This is a genomic window from Lentibacillus populi (assembly GCA_014642895.1).
Classification (GTDB): domain Bacteria; phylum Bacillota; class Bacilli; order Bacillales; family Amphibacillaceae; genus Lentibacillus_C; species Lentibacillus_C populi.
Genome location: BMJD01000030.1, coordinates 1 through 20691, shown reverse-complemented (window position 1 = coordinate 20691; position 20691 = coordinate 1). Strand labels below are relative to the sequence as shown.

General features: G+C 38.1%; 15 protein-coding genes and 3 pseudogenes. 11 read left to right on the top strand and 7 right to left on the bottom strand.

What is annotated here, in order from left to right; all coding sequences use genetic code 11:
* The first annotated feature begins 428 nt into the window (after positions 1–428).
* The 6 genes and pseudogenes from IEX12_RS15925 to IEX12_RS15900 all read left to right on the top strand — a co-directional run bounded on the left by IEX12_RS15925 (position 429) and on the right by IEX12_RS15900 (position 7450).
* Complete coding sequence (locus IEX12_RS15925) at positions 429–1160, top strand: ABC transporter ATP-binding protein (protein WP_088052262.1); 732 nt, start codon at positions 429–431, stop codon at positions 1158–1160.
* Positions 1161–1163: 3 nt separating this feature from the next.
* Positions 1164–2180, top strand: coding sequence for an ABC transporter permease (locus tag IEX12_RS15920; protein WP_088052263.1), 1017 nt, complete (start codon positions 1164–1166; stop codon positions 2178–2180).
* A gap of 21 nt (positions 2181–2201) precedes the next feature.
* Positions 2202–2858 carry a TetR/AcrR family transcriptional regulator gene (locus IEX12_RS15915; RefSeq protein ID WP_235000452.1) on the top strand — a complete coding sequence of 219 codons (657 nt, stop codon included), beginning with the start codon at positions 2202–2204 and terminating at the stop codon, positions 2856–2858.
* Between the two features lie 247 nt (positions 2859–3105).
* Positions 3106–4178, top strand: a pseudogene (locus IEX12_RS15910) (glycosyltransferase family 4 protein).
* Between the two features lie 406 nt (positions 4179–4584).
* Entirely contained in the window at positions 4585–5736 is a 1152-nt protein-coding gene (locus IEX12_RS15905) for an acyltransferase (RefSeq protein ID WP_188725486.1), read from the top strand.
* A 256-nt stretch (positions 5737–5992) separates the two neighbouring features.
* Positions 5993–7450, top strand: coding sequence for an APC family permease (locus IEX12_RS15900; protein WP_155555340.1), 1458 nt, complete (start codon positions 5993–5995; stop codon positions 7448–7450).
* Between the two features lie 763 nt (positions 7451–8213).
* Here the strand turns inward: IEX12_RS15900 and IEX12_RS15895 are convergent.
* From IEX12_RS15895 to tagD, 5 genes are all read right to left on the bottom strand, one after another.
* Positions 8214–8825: a cyclase family protein gene (locus IEX12_RS15895; RefSeq protein ID WP_102414473.1), complete on the bottom strand. Its 612-nt coding sequence runs from the start codon at positions 8823–8825 to the stop codon at positions 8214–8216.
* A gap of 25 nt (positions 8826–8850) precedes the next feature.
* Positions 8851–10323: a glucose-6-phosphate dehydrogenase gene (zwf, locus tag IEX12_RS15890; RefSeq protein WP_088052269.1), complete on the bottom strand. Its 1473-nt coding sequence runs from the start codon at positions 10321–10323 to the stop codon at positions 8851–8853.
* 246 nt (positions 10324–10569) lie between these two features.
* Positions 10570–10725, bottom strand: coding sequence for a hypothetical protein (locus IEX12_RS15885; protein ID WP_159457814.1), 156 nt, complete (start codon positions 10723–10725; stop codon positions 10570–10572).
* A gap of 99 nt (positions 10726–10824) precedes the next feature.
* Positions 10825–11970 carry a CDP-glycerol glycerophosphotransferase family protein gene (locus IEX12_RS15880; RefSeq protein ID WP_286171206.1) on the bottom strand — a complete coding sequence of 382 codons (1146 nt, stop codon included), beginning with the start codon at positions 11968–11970 and terminating at the stop codon, positions 10825–10827.
* Entirely contained in the window at positions 11963–12358 is a 396-nt protein-coding gene (gene tagD, locus IEX12_RS15875) for a glycerol-3-phosphate cytidylyltransferase (protein WP_188725484.1), read from the bottom strand. The genes IEX12_RS15880 and tagD overlap by 8 nt, the downstream gene beginning before the upstream one ends.
* A 416-nt stretch (positions 12359–12774) precedes the next feature.
* Between tagD and IEX12_RS24025 the strand changes: the two genes are divergently transcribed.
* The 3 genes and pseudogenes from IEX12_RS24025 to IEX12_RS15860 form a co-directional block, all read left to right on the top strand.
* Complete coding sequence (locus IEX12_RS24025; RefSeq protein WP_503826794.1) at positions 12775–13119, top strand: LCP family glycopolymer transferase; 345 nt, start codon at positions 12775–12777, stop codon at positions 13117–13119.
* A gap of 1106 nt (positions 13120–14225) precedes the next feature.
* A complete protein-coding gene (locus IEX12_RS15865; protein WP_286171196.1) occupies positions 14226–16127 on the top strand; it encodes an ATP-dependent endonuclease in 1902 nt (633 codons plus the stop codon).
* Between the two features lie 554 nt (positions 16128–16681).
* Positions 16682–17677 (top strand): annotated as a pseudogene (locus IEX12_RS15860) (IS630 family transposase); the annotation flags it as partial.
* A gap of 62 nt (positions 17678–17739) precedes the next feature.
* Here IEX12_RS15860 and IEX12_RS15855 read toward each other — a convergent pair.
* Positions 17740–17994 (bottom strand): annotated as a pseudogene (locus IEX12_RS15855) (ATP-binding protein); the annotation flags it as partial.
* 253 nt (positions 17995–18247) lie between these two features.
* Here IEX12_RS15855 and IEX12_RS15850 point away from each other — a divergent pair.
* A complete protein-coding gene (locus tag IEX12_RS15850; RefSeq protein ID WP_088052274.1) occupies positions 18248–18967 on the top strand; it encodes a hypothetical protein in 720 nt (239 codons plus the stop codon).
* Here IEX12_RS15850 and IEX12_RS15845 read toward each other — a convergent pair whose 3' ends face one another.
* Complete coding sequence (locus IEX12_RS15845) at positions 18968–19639, bottom strand: hypothetical protein (RefSeq protein ID WP_088052275.1); 672 nt, start codon at positions 19637–19639, stop codon at positions 18968–18970. It abuts the gene before it with no gap.
* Positions 19640–20490: 851 nt separating this feature from the next.
* On the opposite strand from IEX12_RS15845, the gene IEX12_RS23490 reads away from it, so the two are divergent.
* Positions 20491–20691 (top strand): hypothetical protein (locus IEX12_RS23490; RefSeq protein ID WP_286171194.1); only part of this gene is annotated, 201 nt, incomplete at its 3' end.

Sequence of the window (20691 nt, the reverse complement as noted above, 5' to 3'; positions counted from 1 at the left end):
TCCAATGTAAACAAATGATGTCTAATAATATGTATGCTGGAGAAAAGACAATCATGTTTAATATCTTGCAAATGGAAAAGTGGGAAAATCGATAAAACCAGGTTTACAAAATTACGATGATATAATAGGATATATGTGTGAGTACTCACTCATTTCAAGTGAAAAGGTGAAAATAACAGGAGTTTTTGGCAAGAACATCAGCCGAAAAGCGGGAACATCAGCGCGAAAGCAGGAACATCAACCGTAGAGCGAGAACATCAGCGCGAAAGCAGGACATCAACCGTAGAGCGAGAACATCAGCCGGAAAGCGAGAAACATCGCCCGGGAAGCGAAGCCAACACATCAATCGAGCCGCGGAAATATCAACGCAAAACGGGGCGCCTGCCGTTAGGGTTGTATCTAAAAACAGAAGAGGGAGGTAACGCACTATGTCATCTTTTATCAATTTAAAAGGCATCCAGCAAAGCTTTGATGATGAGACGGTCTTGGAAAATATCGATCTTACCATACCAGAGGGGCAGCTTTTTGGATTGCTTGGGCCATCGGGATCGGGGAAGACAACACTCGTTAAAATTATGATTGGACTTTTGAACCCAACAAGCGGGGCTGTTCTGATTGATGGTAAGCAGATGCCGTCATTAAAAGCAATGCAGCATATTGGTTATATGGCTCAATCAGATGCTTTGTACGATGAATTAACCGCAAAGCAAAACCTTGACTTTTTTGCGTGTATTTACGGGGTTCCAAAAAAGAAACGAAAGGAACAGATCAGTCAAGTTGCAAAGGTTGTCAATCTGACCGAGCATCTTGATAAAAGGCTGGAGCATTACTCGGGAGGGATGAAGCGACGGATGTCATTAGCCGTAGCACTTTTGCATGAACCAAAACTATTGATTCTGGATGAGCCTACTGTCGGGATTGATCCAGTCCTTCGTGCCTCCATCTGGCGGGATTTGAAGGAGCTGCAAAAGCAGGGCACAACGATTATTGTGACGACACATGTGATGGATGAAGCCGAAAAGTGTGACAGTCTGGCATTGCTTCGAGATGGTTATATCATCGCACATGGAAGTCCAGATGAATTAAAAGAAAAAAGTGAAACAGAAACATTAGAAGCGGCATTTTTGTATTTTGGAGAAGGCAAACAGGTGGAGGTGTAACACATGCGGATTCTTGCGATTGTCAAACGGATATTTCTACAGTTTAAAATGGATAAGCGCAGTCTGGCACTATTATTCATTGCCCCATTATTTGTCCTGACGCTGCTGTGGGTTGTGCTGGATATGAAGCAATACGAACCAACGATTGCCGTAACGGATATACCAGAAAAATTCCAGACGATTCTGGACGATGAGGATGTAACCGTCAAAGAAATGAATGATGTAGAGGCAAAAGAGGCATTACAGGAAAATACGATCGATGCGCATTTGACTTGGGATGGGAAACAGCCACAGTTAATAATGGAAGGAAGCGATCCGACAGCAACAAGGGTTGTCCAGCAAGTATTAAATCAGGCTGCCAAACAAATGAATCCGAATACGCTGGATATGGACGTTGATTTCCTGCATGGATCAACTGATTTAGAACTTTTCGATAATATTGGACCTGTTTTAATCGGTCTGTTCGTTTTCTTTTTTGTCTTCCTATTGAGTGGGGTCTCCTTTTTACGCGAGCGTACACAAGGAACGCTGGAGCGGCTTTTGGCAACGCCGTTAAAACGCTGGGAAATTGTCGCGGGCTATCTGGGTGGATTTGGTATCTTTATTATTCTGCAGTCAATTATCATCGTCCTCTATTCTGTTTATGCATTGGGTATGTATATGGATGGTTCCATTTTTGCCGTATTGTGCATCACTTTCTTACTGGCGATTGCCGCCGAAAGCTTGGGGACATTACTTTCGGCATATGCCAAGAATGAATTCCAAATGATCCAGTTCGTCCCAATTGCAATCGTTCCGCAAGTATTTTTTTCCGGGATTTTTCATACGGAGCAGGTCGAGTGGATTGATGCAATCGGTAAAGTTATGCCACTGACGTATGGCGGTAATGCACTTAAGGAAATTATGATCCGCGGTCAGGGGCTCACGTCCGTTATGGGAGACATTTGGGTATTAATCGGCTTTTCACTGGTGTTTATTTTGCTGAATGTAGTAGCATTAAGAAAACACCGCAAGTTATAATAAATGCTAGGAGAAGATAACATGTCAGATAATCCATCAGCATCCCGTTCTATGACGGAGGTGCTTCGGCAAACAGAAAAAATGACATCAAAGCAGATCAAGATTCTGGAAGCAGCCATTGAACTTATTGCGGAAAAAGGGTATTCCGCTACATCAACAAGTGAAATTGCCAAACGTGCTGGTGTAGCAGAGGGTACGATATTTCGCCATTACCGGACCAAAAAGGATCTGCTTTTATCCATTGTCAATCCGGTAATCATCAATTTTATGGCACCGGTTTTTGCCGAGAAATTTGTTGACCAAGTATTCCATGAATCCCATACAAGTTTCGAGGATTTCTTGTATCTGTTTATTAAAAATCGTTTTGAGTTTGTCCAGTCCAATGTTCCACTCATAAAAATAGTGATACAGGAATTAGCGTTTCATCCGGAAATCCAGGCTGCTTTTAAAAAAGCGTCGCTTGAAAAAGTATTTCCGGCCATTGACCAGACGCTAAATGTATACAAAGAAAAAAATCAGCTGAAAAACATACCGAATGACAGTATCATGCGGATGATCGCCCCAACGGTCATTGGGTTCCTGCTTACACGTTTCATTATACAACCGGATAAGGACTGGGATGATGATGCAGAAATCAGGCGGACCGTTGAGTATATTTTGCATGGTGTTGGGAAGTAGACTTTTTTACGGGGGTATAAACAAAACACATGTACAGGAGATTAATGCATGTAATGGCGATCGCCCCCTAAAGTCTAATCAGTTCTGGTTTTCCTAAATGATGGTTTCCCCTGTAATGAAAACTACTCCATTGAAATACTATCCTCCATTTGCGAACGTCCGACATTTTTCGATATAATCAAATTCAAGACATGACTAGATGATGGCATAATAGCAACACTCGAATACATACAATCAGGAGATTTTTATGTTTAATTATATCGATCTGAGCCTTGCATGTTTGATCGCACTAATAGCAACCTTTCTTTTAACCTATCCAATTAAGAAGCTGGCGATAAGAATTGGCATTGTGGATTTGCCAAATGCGCGAAAAATCCACAAGTATGTTACACCTCGATTAGGTGGTTTGCGATCTTTCTTGGTGCGCTTCTCGGAGCGCTTTATTTGCAGCCGCATCATCCACATTTACCTGAAATTTTACTTGGCGCGATCGCTATTATTATCACCGGTATGCTGGATGATAAATACCAGATTCAACCGGTCGTAAAGCTGACAGGTCAGCTGATTGCCGCTTCCTTTTTAATTTCATCGGGATTAATCATTGAACGGATTACTATTCCGGTTTTTGGCCTAATTGACCTAGGCTTTTTTAGTGTCCTTGTCACCGTTTTGTGGGTTGTTGGGATTACCAACGCAATTAATCTGATTGACGGCCTTGATGGTCTTGCAACAGGGGTAACCACGATTGCCCTCACGAGTATGTTTATTATGGCAATCATCGATGTCCAGGTCATAGCGGCTTATTTGTGTATTGTGCTTATTGGTGCCAATCTCGGGTTTTTATACCACAATTTTTACCCAGCAAAAATATACATGGGGGATACGGGCTCCAATTTTCTTGGCTACATGATCGCAGTTGTCTCCATGCTCGGTTTGTTTAAAAATATTGCTTTATTTGGTTTCATTATCCCGATTATCATCCTCGCTGTACCGATATTTGACACGCTTTTTGCTATTGTCCGGCGGGCATCTAATGGGGAAAATATTATGATGCCTGACAACAAGCATATCCATTATCAGCTCCTGAAAAAGGGCTTCAGCCACAGGCAGACGGTGTTGATTATCTATGGTTTTAGTGCGTTATTTGGTGCAATTGCGATTTTGCTTTCCAATGCCACCATTACAACAGCACTGGTTGTTATCGTTCTTGTGCTCGTTTTGTTCCACATTCTCGCGGAACTTGGTGGGTTGGTAATGAACGGGAAGCGGCCTGTGATTGATTTGGTTGGAAAGGTGTTTAGAAAAAGGGGAAGGGATTGAATGTATCTCCTAATAAATTAGTGCCTATACGCCTGTGTATAGGCACTAATTTACTTATGAAATCGTTACTTCACCAGTAGCAGCATTTTCATCAATTAAAACAATTTTAAGGCCCAATGCTATCGCAACTTTTCAAGTGTATCCAGACGTGGGATAACACCCTCGTTTTCAAGAAGAGCGATTGCCGATTGTTTAATTAAACCTTGTTTGTCCTCCTTCCTAAGTTTTTAAGTGACAATATATAAGATGTGATGCCATTTCAATGAGAGTGCGGAGTGCAACCCCCAATTTAAGTAGAACAATTACGAAATTTATGGCAGTCAAGAGTTTATTAAGCTGAATAAACCAGCTATAACATACGTTCTATTATTAATTGAGGGGTCAAGAACAAGGGGACATGTAATAAGTGGAACGTAATGATACGCTTGATTTTATTAAATTCTTTGCAATCTTTTTCGTTGTAGCCATTCATTCAGGGACATTAAAAGGCGTTGAATTAGGAGCCGTACAAGGCGATGATGTTGACTTTGCAATTGATACATTTGCACGTTTCGCAGTTCCGTTTTTCTTTGTCACTTCGGGATATTTGTTTATGCAAAAAATGAAGGACATACAGGAAAAAAACAAAAGGTCTGCTTCAAAAAAACAGCTTACTTATTTAAAAAAATATTTGATGAAATTAGTAAAGCTCTATTTTGCATGGGTCATATTCTACTTTATGTTCGCACTGGTAATTGATGTTATCGAAACAGAAAAAACAAGAGAAGCAATGATCCCCATGTTAACTGACTTTATTGCAAGCTTTAAATTGGAGTCCATACTTTATTATGGATTAGATTGGCCGCAGTATCATTTATGGTTCTTGCTAGCATTAATATGGGCCATTCTAATTCTATTTGTTTTTTCTAAAGCTAGATTACTCAAGGTGTTATTGATCGTAAGTTTGGGATTAAATATTTACGGCCTATTCGGCCAATCATACTCCTTTCTTTACGAGGCACCCTATAAAACGAGAGATGCATTGTTTTTTGCGTTATTTTATGTAACGCTTGGTGCAATAATGGCAAGGTATTATCCAACTGTTAAATCAATAGCAGATAAAATTCCAACAAAAGAGTATGTGTTGGGGGTTGCCTGTTTATCCGTCCTTCAGGTTGTTGAGGGGTTCATAACATTGCAAATATATGATGGTAAATCGGAAAACTACTATATCACGACAATACCATTATTAATTGTATTGTTCTTATTTGTTATTAAACATAGCCGCATTGGCAAAAACTCACTTTTTTCTAAAATCGGAGTTAATGCAGTAGGAATCTATGTGTCACATGTGTTTATCATGGAATCGATTCGTATTTTCATGCAGCGATTGGGATTGACGGCTTTTGAGGATACGGTTTTATGGAAATTGGTCTTTACACCAATGGTCTTTATTATGGCCTATTTCTTTTATAGCGGGCTGCAAAACGGTAAAAAAATTGTACAATCTGCAGGAAAAGAAAAGACTTCGACCACAATAAGAAATCGGGAACTGGAATATCAACAAAGGGGAGGGTAGCATCTGCCGCGTTGCAGAGATCTGCCTTCTTAAAATTTTTTCTTTTATGTACCACCATTGTCTAGTGCAAACCTGATTTCCTGCCTTCGACCGTCATATCCCGACAAAAAATTCCTCTCTACTAAACTCAATAATCATATGAGCCAATTTTTCTTTTATTTTCGCCATTATCCTGCAAACAATGCAAATTGCACTCCTGTCCACACTTTGATATAAAGGGATAATAGAAAAAATTTTACAAACGAGGAGTTCAATCATGGAAGAACGACAGAAATTAAAGAAGTCATTAAAACCGCATTGGGTCTGGGCGATTGCGTTAGGTTCATCAATTGGCTGGGGTGCGTTCGTACAGCCAACCGTCTGGATGAAGGACGGCGGTCCACTTGGGGTTGTGATCGGGTTCTTAATCGGGGCAGCGTTGATGATGCTAATCGCTGTCAGCTATGGATTTTTGATTAAAAGTTTTCCTGTATCAGGCGGAGAATTTGCCTATGCCTTCGTTAGTTTAGGCCGTACACATGCATTTATATGTGGCTGGTTTTTAACACTCGGATACATATGTATCGTTGCCCTCAACGCATCTGCATTTGCATTAATGTTCAAATTTGTTTTCCCGAAGTTTATTGAAAATCTGCACCTGTATCAAATTGCCGGTTGGGATGTATATGGAATGGAAATAATCATTGCCGTACTTGCATTGCTTGTATTCGGCTATTTAAACATTCGCGGTACAGGTCTGACAGGAAGAGTGCAATTTATCTTTTGCATCATCATGCTTGCCGGAGTTCTTGCTCTCACACTTTTAATTGGCGGTAATCCGGGAACATCACTTGCTAATCTGCAACCGTATTTTCCGACGAATACATCCATGTTTGCCGCGATCATTTCCATTGTTGCAATTGCGCCATGGGCATATGTTGGTTTCGACAATGTGCCACAGGCTGCAGAAGAATTTAATTTTTCTTCTAAAAAAGCGTTTAGCTTGATCATCCTGGCGATTCTTTTTTCAGGGCTGCTATACAGTTTTATGATCATCGCTACGGCAATGGCGCGACCATGGGAGGCGCTTGTTGCTGAAAATAACCTCTGGGGTACCGCTGTAGCAGTCACAGATGTTCTCGGCACGTTGGGCTTAGTAATCCTGGTTGTTGCGCTTAGCATGGGGATATTTACTGGCTTAAACGGATTTATTATTTCATCCAGCCGTTTGCTTTTCGCGATGTCCCGTGCCAAAATTTTGCCTGAAGCATTTTCCAAGGTTCATCCTAAATACAAGACACCGTACGTCGGTATCATTTTTACCGTCATTGTTGCCATGCTCGCACCTTGGTTTGGTCGTCAAGCACTATTATGGGTAGTTGACATGTCATCGATTGGTGTTTCGATTGCTTATTTCTATACGTGTTATACCGCGTTCAGTATATTCAAGTGGTCGATGGACAAAGAATATAACCCGGCAAAACATGTTATTGCGCCAGGGAAAAAATTTATCGCGCTTATCGGGATGCTGGCGAGCGTCATGTTCATTGCACTTTTGCTTATCCCGGGTTCACCTGCATTTCTTGGAATTGAATCAAGAATCGCCTTGATTGCCTGGATTGTGCTTGGGGTTGTATTCTATCTGGCAAAACGGACGGAATTTAACAAGATACCGAAAGAAGAGTTGAATTATTTGATTTTGGGGAATAAGAAGATTGAAGTGGAGAATGAATAGGATCTGAGGAAAAGCCTCTGTTTGCATGGACAAACGGAGGCTTTTTGATCAGGAAAAAATGGGTCGACCCCCGGTAATAAGGATGATACCCAAGGGAAAAATGGGTCGATCCCCAGTAATAAGGATGGTAACCAAGGAAAAAATAGGTCGATCCCCGGTAATAACGATGACAACCTAGAAAAAAATGGAACAAACTCCGGTAATAATGAACAAACTTTGGGTAATACTCATGATTTTCCACGTGAAAGGGAAGATTTATTGGAAATTGCACGACCAGCCAGGGAAAAGTCCAGGCTTAGTCCAGGAATTAAGAAGGTTGATTTTGATATTGTGTACGGATCGATTTTTGACATTACATGAACTTTCCCAATTATTAAGAAGGGAATCTAACGGACTTAGAAAGAATCATATTAAAAAATTGTTAGAAATGAAAAAGCTAAGACTACGTTATCCAGACGTACCAAGTCATCGAAATCAGGCGTACAAAACAGTTCAATGATCTTCAGCTAATATTGGTGGACAATTCCCACTAGACTAATGCTTTATCGGTATAACGGAAGACCTTGGTAACTATGGTTAGTGGAAATTATCACAACAACAAGGAAAAACCATAATTCAAAATTGCGGAATTGAATAAGCCAGGAGAGCACTGCCCAGCCATAAACCAGTCAAATAAAACGGTGCGGCTTAGCATGGTGAGGGTTACCGTTTTTACACCATTCCTTGAAGACATTAGTGTAAACGGTAACCCGCTATTTGGTTATTATTCTGCAAAAAGTAAAATACGAGCCGGTGCTGCGTCGGTACCCTGGATTTTCAATGGGGAAGCAACCATGAAATACCTTCCCTCAGGCACCGCTTCCAAGCGAAGTCCTTCGATAATAATTACGTTATGACTAAAAAGTGTGCGATGGGTTGGATGTTCCGGCTGGCTTCGTTCAATCCCGAGCCCGTCTATTCCGACACCTTTAACTCCAAGTCCAGCCAGGTGGACAGCCGCATCCTCCGCCACAAAAATAAAGTTGAAATCAAATTCATCCTGTAGTGAGTTTTTCGTTTTAAACAGGACAAAATCATCCTTTTCAATCGCAAATGATTCGATATCCTTTTTGCTAATGTGATCCTCGACATTGGTTAGATCAAATAACTTTACATGTCCAACCAAATCATGAATATCAATGGTTTCCATCGTGTTGCCATTATTAATCATGTGCAATGGGGAGTCAACATGTGTGCCAGTGTGGAGATCCATAGCAATGCGGGATTCCGTTACATGTCCATTTGTTTCTGTTGTGATTTTTGGCTGTTTTGCTTCTTTATTTTTGTACACGGGCATTCCTTCGTAAATAGGTGCTGTTACATCATATAATTTCATCATCGTACGCTCCTTCTTTTCTTTTTTAATCCTCGACTATTGGCCACCAGTGGAATCCATCCTTTTCAAGCAGTTTGTCCGCTTCCAATGGTCCCATTGAACCTGCTGCATAGTTGGGAAAATCCGGTTGATCCGATTCCCATAATTTCAGAATCGGATCAACAAACGACCAGGACTGGGCAACTTCATTCCAATGTGTAAAATTGGTCATATCACCAATCATGCAGTCGTAAATCAGCTTTTCATATGCCTCAGGTGTATTGATCCCGTTAATCCCATTATTATTATAAGCAAGTTTTATCGGTTTTACATCAGTACCTGCACCTGCTTTTTTTGCGTTAAGATAAAGGGTGATTCCTTCGTTCGGCTGAATATTGATGACAAGTAAATTCGGATGTTTTTCCTGTTTGTTTTTATAGTATAAATTCATCGGGATATCTTTGAATTCGACAACAATTTTTATTGATTTCTTGGCCATGCGTTTGCCAGTTCGAATATAAAAGGGAACCCCGGCCCAGCGGTAATTGTCGATCATAATTTTTCCTGCGACAAATGTTTCAGTTTTGGATGCTGACAATTGAGGTGCTTCCTTACGATACCCGATGCCAGTTTCGCCATCCCCATATTGGCCGCGGACAAAATAGTCATCCACACCGTTTACTTCCATCTGTCGGAGAGCGCGAAGTACTTTGACCTTTTCGGAACGAATTTCTTCGGTTGTCAAGTTGATTGGTGGCTCCATGGCAAGTAATGCAACCATTTGCAGCATGTGGTTTTGCACCATGTCACGAACGGCACCTGAGTTGTCATAATAACGTGATCGGTCTTCAACGCCAAGTGATTCACTTGAGGTAATTTGCACGTTGGAAATGAACCGATTATTCCAAAGATGTTCAAAAATTCCATTGGCGAATCGGATCACCTCAATGTTTTGCACCATTTCTTTCCCTAAGTAATGATCAATCCGGTAAATTTGCTCTTCATCAAACACCGCACGTATTTCCTTATTCAATGCCTTGGCAGACGGCAAGTCGTTGCCGAATGGTTTTTCAATGACAAGGCGTGTCCACCCAGCAGCATCTTTTAAACCGCTTGCCTTTAAATTGTTGGCAATAATTCCGAAAAAATCAGGTGCCATCGCCAAATAGAATATTCGATTGCCCCCTGTTTTATAGTAGCCCTCCAGTTCATGCAACAAAGCCTCTAGCCCCAGATAAGAAGAAGGTTCTGATACATCAAGAGGATGATAGAAAAAATGGGATGTAAATGTATCCAGATCCGCATGGGAGGAAATATTGCTCCCAAGTGATTTTTTCACGTTTTCACGGAAGACATCATTTGTCCATTGTCTTCGCCCTGTACCAACAACGGCAAAATCTTCACCAATTTTGCCGTTTTGAACGAGACGATAGATTGACGGGAACAATTTGCGTTTCGCCAGATCACCTGTTGCTCCAAAAATAACGATAACCGCCTTTGGTCTCTGCTGTTTACTCATGTACTAACGCCTCACTTTACAAAAAATCCTATCTTTTTTATCCTAATCGTATTGAAATGGTAAATCAACTTTGAGGATTCAGTAAGGTTGAAGTTGTAATATCTGTCGAAAAATGTCTTCCTTTAAACCTGTTTCGGGGATATCCGGTAGCGGGATAGAGCGAATGATGGGGGCGGGAAAAGAAAAAAGCTGGCAAAAAATTTTACTTTGTCAGCTTTAGTGGGGATGACACGCCACTTACCTCTATTAATTATCAGAAAGCCCCTCATCGGCGCAATCACAGTCCCGAGTGGGAACATCATTATTCGGATTCGGCACGACAATCATCGTGGTCAGACCGATAATGGCTAATGTATAAACGAACAGCGCAATACCTATAATAATCTTTTTTGATTTGTCCATCACAATCCTCCCCCTGTATTTGGTACACTTTTATCCCAATTTTAACGTTATCACATCGGTCTTACAGGGGCAAGGGGAGGGGGCCGAACCGAGACTAATTCACTTGTATAGTAAATTGATTAGTTTTTCACTGGAAGTACCTGTTGAGTATTGGTTCCATTGGTCAGCAAAATCTCTAATGCGCTGGATATCATAATTGCCTTCCTTCATAACACGAATTAATCCTTCTGTGTCTGTCACAACCGGCCCCGGAACTAACTCATCATAATCGGTCCAAAAGCCTCTAGTCTGGCGATATTCCGCTAAATCATAAGCAAAGAATATCATCGGACGCTTCAGTATGGAAAATTCAAACGGAATCGACGAGTAATCCGTTATCAAAATATCGGTAATCACAAGCAATTCATTAACATTGGTAACATCCGAGACATCATAAACAATTCCGGGATATCTATTATGAAAATCGTGAGTAATTGCGGGGTGCAGCCGCAAGAATAAAACATATTCGTCACAAAACACGTCACAAAATTTTTCCACATCAAATGGAATCGTGGAATTGGATGTTTCATTGTCACGAAATGTTGGGGCATACAGGACAATTTTCTTCTTACTTGTCACCGGAAATTTCCTCCGTAAAATCAACTCGACACTTTTCATTTCAATTGGACGAAAGAAAAAATCGGTCCGAGGCACACCACATCGTAAAATAGCCTCATCCGAAACACCAAAGCTCTTCCGAAAGATAGCACTCATTTCATCTGAACCAACAACGACATGGGTGAATCGCCGATAAACCATCCTAATACGTTGCTGGGCATGTTTTGACCGGAATCCAAAAGTGGGATCTTCAAGTCCAAAGCGTTTAATTGCACCTGCTGCATGCCATAATTGGATTAATAGTACGTTCGGTCTCAAATTCATTTTTGCTAATATGCCAAAATAATTGTCAACAAAGATAATCCGTGACGTAGCCAGATGATAGACAGCCTGAATCCAGTGAGTCGGTTTTTTCAAGTCTAATACCTTGCCGGAAGAAACGCGGGAAAAATGAATGCTGCATTTTGGGGTTTTGATAATGACAAAGGGCTCATCCGTCTGCTTTTCCAATTCATGCACGGTATATAAAATGTTATCCCCAAATGAGGCGATAAAGGCTGTTTTCCTTTTCAAGGGGCATAGTCTAAAGACCTGATAAAAGCTCTGAAAAACAGCCAGGTATACGGTGATGATCCATTCTCTAAACATTGTTCCGATTGAAGTCATTTTTAATTTTGGTTGTCGAGATACCAACTGTACGCGGTAAATAGACAACTTGGCAATAATTATTCAGAAAATCGAATTTACCTTTCCAGTCATCACCCATCACAAAAACATCAATATGGTACTTCAGAACGTCATCAACTTTTTGCTCCCACGTGTTTTCCGGAATAACTTTATCAACATAGCGAATCGCTTCCAGAATAGCCTTTCGCTGCTCGAAGCTATAGTAGGCCTTTTTATTTTTAAGCACGTTGAATTCGTCCGTAGAAATGGCAACGATTAAATAATCTCCGTATTCCTTGGCGCGCCGTAATAAGTTAATGTGCCCGGTGTGGAGTAAGTCGAACGTTCCGTAAGTGATTACTTTTTTCATGGGAAGACCTCCGATATTAAGTACAGTATCTTATTAGCATTATCTTATATTATGAAGATTATCATGTCTATATTTACCTGATAAAAAAAGATGCTGATTTGTATTACGTCTTGTGGTTAATTTTACTTACTGTATTCATATATGGGGTTGTTTATTCCTATTTCCCATTGTAAAACTACCGCTTAATTATAAAGGCAACCAGATGATTCGAAATTCTAGTGACTAGCCATGAAGTCGCTGATCGAAAGCAAAAAGACCGCCGATCGAAATCGAAAAAGCGCTGATCGAAAGCGAAAATCCACCGATCGAAAACATACTACTAGACTATATAAGTAATATTTACCAAAAGGGGCAATTTACAGTGCCCATCGATTAATTATTGAGGAGAAAGAGGTTTGAGAAAATTTTAGGGGGGCATATGGTGTGGGTTATGTGCGCATGCGCGCCATTTAGATCCAGCCGGAGACTTTGGCCGAACCAAACGGCAGCGACAGGTTATTGCGGCTATTATCGATAAAGGTACGAGTGTCGCGTCTGTTCCCAAATTAAATAACATGATAGATGTACTTGGAAATAATATGGAAACAAACATGGATTTTGATGATATGAAGAATTTGCTACTGAATTATAAAGGCGTTCGGAACAATACTGTTAGTTATATGATGAAAGGGAATGGAACGAAAATTGGCGGTGTTTATTATTTGATTGTGCCAGATGAGGAAGTTGCGAAGGTGCATGAGACGATTGCGGATTTGTTTTGATGGGATGACCGTCAAATAAATCATACCTATTAAATGCAGGCGAGATTTATTTGACGTTTACTCAATCCAAGCATTGTAGGATTCGATGTAAAACAAAGTCTGGGCATATGCCAGTGTCGGTTTTCGATCCTCCACGCACCCATACAGGATGCGACAGTCTATGACGATCGCACTAATGAAACGCTTTTCGAGCGATCCTCCCATACAGGATGCGACTAATACATAAGTAATACACATCGATAAACCAAACTTTTCGAGCGATCCTCCCATACAGGATGCGACTACGAAAAAGATGTAAAATCGACAAAAACACTAGTATTTCACGTACTTTTCACAGGGCAAGTATGTAAAATACATAACTACCCCTCTATTTTATTCAAATTTTGGTAAATATACAAAGAAAATGTGGTGCGAATCCCTCTGAATTTTTATGTACACTATAGGTTCGCACCCGGGACTTTTAATGTATTACTTAAAATGCAGTGAACGGTCTTTACACGGAGAGATGGTTATTGTAGGCGTTCTTGCCAAGCAAGCCCATAGCTGCCTTTTTTGTCTAAATCCATAACCACCGAGGCTCCGTATCAAGACCCCATACGCAAATAAGCAAATTCAATACGATGGTAATAAAGACCTGATTTATTGGGCGAATTTGGTTTATGGACTAAATGAAAGAGTGGATCTAAAACATGGCAAAGGTTGATCCCATGGATGGCAATATTCAAGCGGGACGAAATTAAAATATAATTGGGAGGGAAATTTCAGCTCCTTGTAAGTCAATTTGTAGAAGGCGAGGTGGCTCATCATAATAACTAAAAATACAATCCACTATTTATTATTAAATGTAAATAATTGGGGATTATGGATAGGATCTATCCTTCATATCTCCTTTGACTTTTTTTATAAAATACCAAAAAATTATACAGAATATTCATCGCCACCATTTGATGGTGATTAAAAGCTATTTGACAAAGTAAAAAAAGTCTTATGCAATACTACTGATAATCAGTACAAGAAATATTTGAAAACTTGCAGGATTATTATACTATTGTGTCGAAGTAAGGGTTTCAATAGGATATTTTATTTTAAATATTGGGGGTATGAAATTGAAATTACATTCACTACGAATTCAAGGGTTTAGAAGACACATTGATACTAAAATAGTGTTTTCTAATGCTACCTTTTTAATTGGTGAAAATAACATCGGAAAGAGCTCTGTCCTAAAAGCACTTGAATATTTACTTACTGATACTAAAAAAATACCAGCTGATGAATTTTTCAGTACCTATTCAGAGGATACAGGCGATCACACTTACTTAACAGATGAAATTATTTTAACAGCTGAATTTAGAAATTTGCCTTCTAACGCTAAAGATTGGCGTGGATTCAAGGGAAGATTATTAAAGTATGATATTACTGATACGCCAGATGAAACAGGTTATATGGTGGTCTACAAAAAAATATTTAAACCAAATAAAGATTATGTTGTTGAAATGAGGGAGTACGAAAAAAGTTTAAAGGAAGAATTTAAAGATTGTAAAACACTCCAGGACTTTATAGACAGTGGATTAAGTGCTAATATTATTAATGAGCTTTTTCCAACTGAAGATGTAAATAAAGCACTGACAAAAAGCTCAAAGGTGTATAAATCAGTAATTACTATTGATGATTTATATAATATTGATGAGTCTATAGAAAAATGGGTTGAGAATCCTGGGGGGATACCAGGAAACGTACTAGTTAAATTGCCAAAGTTTTTATTAATTCCTGCCCAAGATAAAATTGATGAAATCTCAGGAAGTAGTGGTGCCCTTAAGAAAACATTAAATAGTTTATTTGAAGATGTTAGGGATGCATCCGACCATTTTAGCAAAGTCCAGCATTATTTAAGCCTACTTCAACAGGAGCTAAATCCTGAAGATGGAGATACTGAGTTTGGAAAAATGATGATAGAATTAAATAGGATATTGAGTGATGTGTTTCCGAGTACAAAACTATTAGCTGCAACAAATTTATCTGATGCTGAAGTGATTAAACCGAAATTTGATATAGAAATGAGCAGTAACACTAAGACCCCTATTCAAAATCAAGGTACAGGGGTAATTCGTTCTGCAGTTTTTGCTATGTTGAGATATAGAAGTCTTAGGGAGAATACAGATTCACGCCCATTGTTGATAGGTTTTGAGGAACCCGAAATATATTTACATCCAAATGCGGCAAATCAGATGAGAGATACAATTTATGAATTGGCTTCTTCAGGAAATAATCAAATTGTTTGTACCACGCATTCAACGTTTATGATTGATTTAGGTCGTAAACCTTCTCAAATCTTAAATAGTTTGAGTGAGAAAGAAATTATGTTCGAAAAAGAAAATGATCGATATTCTGTTTCAAAAGTAGTTTCAAATCCTTTTAATATCTCGCAAGCCTTCAAAAAATTACAGGGGGATGAAAGGTCTTATATGAAAATGCTTGTAAAGATGGATGATAATATGTCAAAAGTCTTTTTTGCTAAAAATGTATTAATAGTTGAAGGTGATACAGAAGAAATTGTTTTTAAAGAAACTATTACAAGGATGCCCCCAGAAATTAAAAAATACATGCAACATAATTGGGAAATTGTAAAAGCGAGAGGCAAAGCAACAATAATATCTTTGGTTAAGTATTTACATTCTCTAGGTATTCAACCATATGTTATTCATGATGCAGATGAGGAAAAAGACGGTGCAAGAAAATTTAATGACCATATTGTATCTGCATTAGGAGACAATGGTAGACAATTTATGGTTAGGAATTGCATTGAAGATGTATTAGGATATACTGCTTCATCGAGCGATAAACCATTCAAGGCTTATGAATTTATAAGTCGTGAGTGGGGTGAAGATTGGAATAGTATACCTACAAATTGGACTGAAATAGTGCAGCAGATATTTAGCCTTTCAATTGTGAACGGGAAGGTCGAGATTGAAGATAGGAGAGTTAATGAAGAAGTTGAGGTAAAGTCTTAAGTTTACCTTACTTTTGGCACGGTACGTCACTGCTGAAGTAGCTCTTTGATAAAGTGGGACAGACCCCACTGCGATAATGCATTAAAGTGATGAAGTATATTTAATTAGTAATATGTGAGGAAAGCCGTGTGATCCATTGCATTTTAAGTGGACCAATGGCTTTTTTGATGGGGATAAAATAATTATAAAAATGGATTTTGATCCTTTTTTTAAGCGGAAAATAACATTTTGATAATTTATGGTGCTTGAGAATTAAAATTTCCCATTTTTGCACGTTACAAAATCCATTTTTGATGGATTAAATAGTGAACTTATGTTTTTGACTAATTGTCTTCTATAGATTATCTTTTACATATCATGTTAAAAGAAAGGTGTCATAGCAATGAAAACAGTAGTATCTATTTTGTGTATTTGGCAAGTGAAAAATGGGATATCTTTTTTGTAGCTATATAAGTTGACTTAAAGTTTCCATATTCATCCATTCGGGTATAGAAATACAAATACCTGAACGGAAGGGTGATAGCCGTGAATACTCAAAGTAAGATTGAGGAACTCAAAAAGCCGAGGATCCCCGTCATTTCGAACGTTATCAAGCAGTCTATCTTTATTTAAGTGGTTATACCATGAAAGAAATTGGTAAAATAATTAATCGCCACCATGAAATTGTCGGCATATATATTAAATCATACAAAGAAGGTTCCCTTGAAGGTCTAGCTCTTGGACATTCAACGGGTAAACCTTCCAAATTATCGGAAGAACAAAAGGCTGAGCTTTTAGAAACCGTGTCAACCAAAGTTCCAGCAGATGTTGGCTTTAAAGCCCGATTTAACTGGACTCTCGCCCTTATTACCGAATTCGTAAAAAGAGAATGGAACATCGATTATAGTTTACGCGGGATGTCACGTGTTTTGCATTCACTTGGGCTTAGCTATACCCGTCCTACTTATACGTTGGAAAAGGCAGATCCTGAAAAACAAAAAGAATTTATCGAAGTGACCTTTCCAGCTCTAAAAAAAACTTTTAAATGAAGAAATAGACCACATCCTTTTCGAGGACGAGTCGATGATACGTGATTATCAGGCCATTCAACGAACTTGGTTCCTAAAGGGACAACAACGAATTATCCCGACGTATGGACAGCATCGCGGTGTAAAACTCATCGGTACATTGAATTATGAAACGGGAGAAGTTTTCTGCACCGAAGAAGAAAAATATGACGCTGTCGCTTTTCTCAACTTTTTAAAAGACATTCTCAAACATTACCCTTCCGGAAAAATTGTTATGATTTTAGACAATGCACGTATTCATCATGCCAAACTTCTTCGTCCATTTCTGGAAGAAAATAAAGATCGTCTGGAACTCGTTTATTTACCTCCCTACAGTCCACAACTTAACCTAGTTGAAGGTTTATGGAAGTGGTTAAAGAGTCAGTAATTAATAATGTCTTTTTTCCTAACGTTCAAAAAATCACTCTGAAAGTCAGAGAATTTATAAGCGGTGTGAATCAACGTCCAAGCGAGGTTATCGATCGGTTATGCGTGCGATTATAATTTAGAATCTTTTGTTCAACTTATATACTTGCCAACTTCAACTTTATCTACCCTGCGATGAATTACACTGATTCTTTCAAACGATGGCTTTCTACTTTGAACAGAGCTAAGTGTGAATGGTCACTCAACCTGTCCACGACAGCTTCCGTCAATATTGGGTCTCCAAATACATGGTTCCATTGACCAAACTGAAGGTTCGTGGTGATGATTAAGCTACTCTTTTCATAACACAACGAAATGGCTTAAAAAAGCTTATTCCCCTGTTTGTGTAACAGAATATACCCTAGTTCGTCCAAAATAAGAAGATCTAGCTTTTCGTGTTTATGGCAATATAAAAATCTGGATTTCAGCATCTCTTTTGGAAATGATAAAACATTTACCGGACGGCTGGCGAGGTATAACAACTAAGTTTTATTGGAGAAAAATATATGTCTTATTTAAACTTGTACGGAGACTAGCTTTGGAATATACGTTCTGTTATGATAATAATATGCTATACTTTTTAAGTTGAAGATATTAAAATAAAGTTGTAAAATGATTTCAAGAAGCATGAGTTGGGGGGGCAAAAGTTTGAAAAAGTCCGTATTTCTTTTTGTCGGATGGTTAATTGTCATTTGTTTGATTATAATGGTTTGGTTCAATTCTGTGTCCTTTTTTGTTAATGGTACAATAATTTTAGGTTGGTTTCTTTTCATGCTTCAACTAACGTGGAATCAATCTGAATTTTTTTACATGTATATAAAAAAGATTTGGTTCATGATTAAAAATCCCGATTGTGTTTGGAATATGCACGTTGAATTTAATGGCGGTTTTGATGAAAATACTTTCACAAAAATAGATGAAGTGTTTAATGACCAAATCGGTGATATGAAACAAATAAAATTGAGCAATCAAAGGAAATTATATCGCTTAGGTACCTTGAATTTTGAGATCAATATAGATGAAAGTAACAATAAAATTATTCTATCGCTAAACGATTTAGAAGTGTCGTTTAGAAGGTCACGAAAAATAATTGACCAAGAGCTAGGATGTTTATTAGAAACATTATCTAAAACGCTTAAGGATGATCGAAGTGAATATTTTTTTAACATAAATTTTAAGGATTTTAATCCCTATTTTGGCTTTTTTATAAGAAGACTAAATGCAAAGGAAATTAACACGTTTAATGTTAAATTTAATGTTCAAAACGATAGAGTTACAATAAATAAAAAATCAATTCAGGTTTATACCACTAGCCTTCAGAAGCTTAATTCTTTTTCAAAAGAATATCTCACTTTATCCCCACGCTAACTATAGGTGGGGCTTAATAAATTGTTCATATACTTCATACACTATATCGATTTCATCTTCAATAGTGGGAAAAGTATCATATAAAATAATTGATCCTTTCTTGGAAATAGCAATATAATGTTCTTTACCACTTTTAAGGCTAATATATTTCATTTGAATTGATGAAACATTTCCTTCTGCTGCGGATTCCTTATATTCTTCACTTCTATGTACATTGTGACCAAAATATCCAGCCGTTTTTAAGTGGGCCCTTTTTAAATCAGCTATCCAAGCTCCCGCAACTTCTGTGATAAGTGGAATCATACTTTTAAAGTCGATCTTCACTGTTTCTAAATTATATTCTTTTGTTCTACTTAATTTCGATATAAAGTCTAATGCTGCGTCGGTTTTTGTTTGGATAAATAGCAGATTTTCATCCTCTTTATAATAGGAATAAAAAGAGAGTGGCTCAAGATAATAATTAAAATCCTTATTAAACACCCTCCCCCGGGTATTATGTATATAATCATTATGGCATATATATTGGTCAAATTTTAAATGGAAATTAGTATAATTTAAATCTATTGATACAACAGATTCACCCTCGTTTTCTAGTAATTCTTGCTGAATTGGGATTAAAAAATTATCTTTTTTAAACTTTTTAGAGTTACATATCAGAAAAGCTTTAGGCAAAATCTATCCCCCCAATATTTTTCTCAAAAAATCACTTGTGCATTTGATTTTTATTTGTTCTTAGTTTTTGTTCTTTCCTTCAAAGTAATTCTCTAACTCTTTGATTTCTCCTGGCCCCGATGTGTCCATTTTAGATCCTAAAATATCCATAGTATTTACTACCGTTAATTTTCTTTCAATTCTTTTAAATCCATTGTACCAAATTCATCCATATATAGACAAACAAAATTTGATCAAAAGTCCATCTAGCTCTACTAGTGTTACAAAACAACTCGCCAGACTTTGTTAAACACTACCAAATTCCCATATTGGGTATATGTAATATTTGGTTTAATTGTTTTATTCCATCTTCAGCAAAAGTCGTTTTTCCTTATAGGCAGGGACAAATTCAAAACAAGCGGAGTATGATTTTAAGAAGCCAAAAAGGGGAAAAAAGTACAATATTAAGGATTACTTCGAAAAGGAAATAGAACAGTATACGATTCAAACTGGAAAAGGTAGATGAACATCCAAGGGAAACAAGTTTAGATAAATTAGGTAAGTTAAAAACAGTTTTTAAAGTAAGTGGTACCGTTACAGTGGGGAATGCAGCATTAAAACGCGGATATAAACCCAAGGCGCAAATCATAGCTTAGGCAGAGGTTGTTCACCTCGATTAATGGTTATGGGAGCGGTTCAGCTACATTAAAGCCACCAAAACAAACGGATTTATCACTTAAGTTTCACACCTTGAAAATCCAATAAAAAACCCTTTTTTAAAATAGAAAAAGGATATAGAAAATCCGCATGAACACTGGGTTTTTGGTATAATTAAGGTACTAATCCAAATTAACCAAAAAGGACGTGTTATCATGCGGAAAAAAGTTAAAGAAATCGAAAATGTATTTCAATCTCATGGATTTTCGATTGACTCCATTATACAAAAGGTAATGGAGAAATTCAAATTTCGTTCGCTATGGTATGTGTCAAGTTTTTCTCGACGTTGCTTTCATACCAATATTTCAGGCGCTCCCATTTTGTACACCTTGTTCGGCTACCGCGCTGTCGCTTGC